The 5487-nt window shown below is 58.9% G+C and carries 3 protein-coding genes; all 3 read right to left on the bottom strand.

From position 1 onward, the window contains the following. Positions 1-32: 32 nt before the first annotated feature. On the bottom strand, positions 33-3605 hold the full coding sequence (locus tag QVO43_RS02365) for a PolC-type DNA polymerase III (RefSeq protein ID WP_022487004.1): 3573 nt from the start codon (positions 3603-3605) through the stop codon (positions 33-35). Between the two features lie 21 nt (positions 3606-3626). Beyond that, positions 3627-4304: an MgtC/SapB family protein gene (locus tag QVO43_RS02360; RefSeq protein ID WP_022487003.1), complete on the bottom strand. Its 678-nt coding sequence runs from the start codon at positions 4302-4304 to the stop codon at positions 3627-3629. A gap of 82 nt (positions 4305-4386) precedes the next feature. Further along, a partial coding sequence (proS, locus tag QVO43_RS02355; protein WP_288174364.1) for a proline--tRNA ligase occupies positions 4387-5487 on the bottom strand: 1101 nt, incomplete at its 5' end.

Genomic DNA, 5487 nt, shown 5'->3' with positions numbered 1-5487 from the left:
CAGGGGCTGTTGCCCCTGCAACAGCCCCTCTTTTAAAACAGCTCGATCTGGTCCGTCTTGGGCATCCCTTCCAGGACACCCAGGTCTTCCAGGATCTCCACGTTGCTGGTACTGATCTTGGCCCGGTTCCGCAGGTCTTCCTGGGAAATGAAGGGGCCTTTTTTCCGGGCCTCCACGATCCCTTCCGCGGCCACGCCCCCGATGCCTCCAATGGCACCCAGAGGCGGCAGCAGCCCGTGTTCCGTCACCAGGAACTTGTGGGCGTCGGATTTGTACAGGTCCACATCATCAAAGGTGAAGCCCCGTTCCAGCATCTCCACACACAGTTCCATGTAGGTGGCCGTATCCTTGTCGTTCACCGAGGCCTTGGTGCCCTGGGCGTTCACGTTCTGAATGAACCGCTTCATGTAGTCCAGGCCCTTGTGGACCAGGGTGAAGTCGAAATGGGGAGCCCGGACCGTAAAGTAGGCGGCGTAGAACTCCTTGGGATGGTGCACCTTGCAGTAGGCAATCCGGTAGGCGCTGAGCACGTAGGCCACGGCATGGGCCTTGGGGAACAGGTACTGAAGGGTGGTACAGGCCTTGATGTAGAAATCCGGGATGTGGGCCTTTTCGAAGGCTTCCAGCTGGTCCGGTTTGAACCCTTTCTTGTGGGCCTTCCCTTTCCGGCTCCATTCCATGATCCCGAAGGCCATGCTGGGCTCCATGCCCTTGTTGATCAGCCAGTTCATGATGTCGTCCCGGGTGGAAATGGTGTCTTCCGTGGGGGTCCCGCTTTTGATCAGGTCCTGGGCATTGTTCAGCCACACATCGGTGCCGTGGGAATACCCGGAAATACGCAGCAGGTCGGAAAAGTTCTTGGGCTTTACGTCGGAAATCATCTGGCGTACGAACCGGGTGCCGCATTCAGGCACCCCGTAGGTGGCCACGTCCGTACCGATCTGCTCCGGGGTCACCCCCAGGGATTTGGTGGACAGGAACAGTTCCATGGTGTCCGGATCCCCGATGGGGATGTTCCGGCAGTAGTCCTCTCCCAGCATCCGGTCCAGCATCTTGATCACCGTAGGATCATCGTGGCCCAGGATATCCAGCTTGACGATCCGTTCGTCAATGGAGTGGAAATCGTAATGGGTGGTGATGGTGCCGCAGCTGGGATCATCCGCCGGATAGGACACGGGGGTGATGTAGTGGACATCCAGGTTCCGGGGGATAACCACAATGCCCCCGGGATGCTGTCCGGTGGTCCGTTTCACCCCGGCCAGTTTGGGGATCAGCCCTTCGATGAAAGCGGTCCGTTTGGGCTCCCCGCGGGTTTCGTAGTACTTCTTGATGTACCCGTAGGCGGTCTTGTCCTTGATGGTGCCCAGGGTACCCGCCCGGAACACATTGTCCCGGCCGAACAGTTCTTCGGTGTATTTGTGGGCCCGGGGCTGGTATTCCCCGGAGAAGTTCAGATCGATATCCGGCACCTTGTCCCCGTGGAACCCCAGGAATACGGCAAAGGGGATGTTGTGCCCGTCCCGGATCATGGGAGTCCCGCATTCGGGACAGTTCTTTTCCGGCAGGTCGAACCCGGACCCTACGGACCCGTCCGTAAAGAATTCCGTATGGTAGCAGTGAGGACACCGGTAATGGGGCACCAGAGGATTCACTTCCGTAATGTTCAGCATGGTGGCCACAAAGGAGGACCCTACGGAACCCCGGGACCCTACCATGTACCCGTCGTCGTTGGATTTTTTCACCAGCAGATGGGCGATGTAGTACAGCACCGAGAACCCGTTGCCGATAATGGAAGACAGTTCCTGCTTCAGCCGGTCCTCCACGATTTTGGGCAGCTTGGGCCCGTACCATTCGTGGGCCTTGGCATAGCTGAGGGATTCCACTTTTTCCTTGGCACCGGGGATGGTGGGCGAATACAGCTGGTCCCGGTCGGGCACCGGTTTGAAGTGCTCCACCTGGCCGCTGATTTTGTTGGAGTTCTCCACCACCACTTCATAGGCCCGGTCCCCCAGGTAGGAGAATTCCTCCAGCATCTCTTCGGTGGTCCGCAGATACAGGGGCGGCTGTTCCTCGTCGGGATAGCCCATCCCCGCCTGGAGGATCTTCCGGGCCAGGGCGTCTTCCGGATTCAGGAAATGGACGTCGCAGGTGGCCACGGTCAGTTTCCCCAGTTCGTCCCCCAGGGCCAGGATCTTTTTGTTGATGGCCTGGAGGTCTTCCACGGTCTTGATCTCCGGGAACCGGGGATCCCGGATCAGATAGTTGTTGTTGCCGGTGGGCTGGATTTCCAGGTAATCGTAGTAGGAGGCGATTTCCCGGAGTTCGTCTTCCGGCACCCCTGCCAGAATGGCCCGGTACACTTCCCCGGCAGCACAGGCGGAGCCGATGATCAGACCGTCCCGGTACTGGTCCAGGAGCCCTTTGGTAAGCCGGGGCCGCTTGGGTTTGCCCCCGAAATACTGCAAATGGGACAGGGACACCAGCCGGTACAGGTTCCGGAGACCTTCCACATTTTTGGCCAGGAGGATGATGTGGTAGTTCTTCTTGTCTTCCCGGCTGTGGCACAGGTACCCTTCCACCCCGTAGATCAGCTTCAGTTCCCAGCCATTCTTTTCCTTCAGGGCTTTGGCTTCGTCATAGGCAAAGGGGAAGGCCTGGACCACCCCATGGTCCGTCAGGGCCAGGGATTTGTGGCCCCAGCGCACGGCGGTGTCCACCAGTTCCTTGATGGGGGTGAGCCCGTCCATCTTGCTCATTTTGGTGTGGCAGTGGAGCTCCACCCGTTTCACGTCCGCCTTGTCTTCCCGGCGTTCCACCGGTTCCTGCATAATGCCTTTGACCCCCACCATCACCAGTTCCGAGTTGGCGTACTTGTCCACGGTGATGTTCCCCTGGATCTTCACCAGGGATCCTTCCGGGATCTTTTTCTGGAGATCGGCACATTCCTTCATGTTCTTTTTCGGGTCGTTCCCCTCGTTCCGTTCCCCAAACCGGATCTTGGCAAAAAGCCCTTCGGTGTCGTCACTGAGCTTGATGGTGAGCATGACGGCTCCCGTCCGGAGTTCCCGTACATCGAACCCCACCACGGTGCCTTCCACCACCACATTGTTCTCTTCTTCCACCACTTCCGCCATGGTCCGGGCCTTTTTGGTGATTTTCCGGCCGTAGACCACTCCGTCGGTCCGGTTCCCGCCGCCCCGGCTGGCTTCCACCGCTTCCAGGGCCTTCAGGTATTCCTCGCTCTGGAAGAAGTCGTCCTCCTGGGGCTCCTCTTCCGGCTCTTCCGGTTCCGGAGGCAGGGGGATTTCCTCATCCTCCAGACAGGGAGCCGCCACCTGGTCCGCATTCACGTTCACGAAGGTCACCTGGGCAACAGAACAGGCAGCGGCCAGCTTTTTCGCCACCGCTGCCAGTTCCTGCTGTTCCAGAGCCGTCGCTGCCGCATCGTAGGAGATCTTCCAGGTATTCCTGGCTTCATCCACTTCCACGTACCGGATGGGAAAGGTTTCCACACAGTGCCGCTGTTCCGGGCTCAGGTCCAGAGTGACCATAAAGTCCAGGAACACGTGTCTGTTGGGTACGATCTTATAGCAACTTGCGCTCATTCCAACCTCTTTGTTCCTTTGTCAGTCATCCACCAGGACGACCTTTTTCACCGCTTCGGCGTTTTCCAGTCCGCTGATGATGGCATTGGCATTGTAATATTTGCCGATTTTCACCAACAGATCCACTTCGATCACACTCCGCTGGGGATCATTCCGGATCCCCAGGATCCGGGTCTTGATGTTCCGTTTCTGGAGATACTCCATAACGTCCATCATGCTATCCGGATTTTTGCTCAGGATCACATGGAGCTTGCACCGGGTGGGTTTCCCCGCCGGAAGCACCTTCTTTTCCAGCCCCCGGATCAGGATCAGGGTGATCAGGGCGATCCCAGTGGCAAAGATGCCCAGAGCCATCATGCCGCAGCCCACTGTAAGGCCGATGGCCGATACGATCCACAGACTGGCGGCGGTGGTAAGCCCCTTGACGGTGAGCCCTTCGTGGAGAATGGTCCCGGCCCCTAAAAAGCCGATGCCGCTGACCACCTGGGAGGCGATCCGGGAAGGATCCCGGGCCTGGGGATGGCCGTCGATGCCGTAAATGGACACCACCATCAAAAGGGCGGAACCGGTGGCCACCAGCACATGGGTCCGCAGCCCCGCCGGCCGGTCCCCGCTGCTCCGTTCCAGACCGATGAGCCCGCCCAGGAACGCAGCCATCAGGATCCGCAGGGTAAGCTGGGCCAGCATTCCGTTATCCATGCCTTTGTCTCCCTTCCTGGATTGTTACCGGTCAACGGTCAGCAGGCCTCCACAGACCATTGACCGTTGACAAAATCAGTGATTACAGCGCCTTGTCCAAAATGTCCCGGATGGCCTGGATCCAGTCTCCTTCGAAGGACACGTCGGCCATTTCGCCGCTGCACCGGAGCTTGGTTTCCATAGCGCCCCGTTTCATGGTCTTGGGTCCGATGACGATCCGCAGAGGGCAGCCGATAAGGTCCGCATCCTTGAACTTCACCCCGGCCCGTTCGTCCCGGTCATCCAGCAGGGTGTCGATGCCGGCGGCGTTCAGGGCATCGTGGACTTCCACAGCCTTCTGCCAGCTTTCTTCATCCTTCACGTTCATGGCCAGTACCATCACCTGGTAGGGGGCGATGTTTTTGGGCATGATGATCCCGTCTTTGTCGTGGTGCTGTTCGATGGCAGCCGCCAGGGTCCGGCCCACGCCGATGCCGTAGCAGCCCATGACCAGGGGATGTTCCTTTCCGTCCACGTCCAGATAGGTGGCATGGAGGGCTTCGCTGTATTTGGTGTTCAGTTTGAACACCTGGCCCACTTCGATACCCCGGGCTTCCTTCAGATGGCCGTCACAGTGGGGGCATTTGTCCCCGGCCACGGCGGTGCTGATGTCCGCCACCTGGGTGTACACGAAATCCCGGGAGGGTTCCGCATTCACATAGTGGACGTCCTTTTCGTTGGCCCCGCAGCACACATTGTGCATGTTCATCACGGAATGGTCGATGAGGATGATGGCCTTGTCCTTGTCAAGGCCGATGGGTCCCATGAATCCGGGCACCGTGCCGGCTTCCCGGATCAGGTTGTCGGGAGCCATGTCCACTTCGTTGCAGCCTACGGCGTTCACCACTTTGGTGTCGTTGACTTCCTTGTCCCCCCGGACAAAGCACAGCACCAGTTTCCCTTCGTCGGTGACAAAGGCCACGGCCTTCACGCTTTTTTCCACAGGAGCCTTCAGGAAGCTGCACACGGCTTCAATGGTATTGCACCCAGGGGTTTCCTTCTTTTCCAGTGCTTTGGGTTCTTCCGCAGGAGCTGCGATGGCGGCACATTCGGCCTTTTCCACGTCGGCGGCATAGTCGCAGGTGTCGCAGTACACGATCCCCGCTTCCCCGCTGTCTGCCAGGGCCATGAATTCATGGCTGGC

Source organism: Acidaminococcus sp. CAG:542, from assembly GCF_000437815.1.
In the GTDB taxonomy this organism is placed as follows: domain Bacteria; phylum Bacillota; class Negativicutes; order Acidaminococcales; family Acidaminococcaceae; genus Acidaminococcus.
This window is presented reverse-complemented; position numbering and strand designations above follow the sequence as displayed.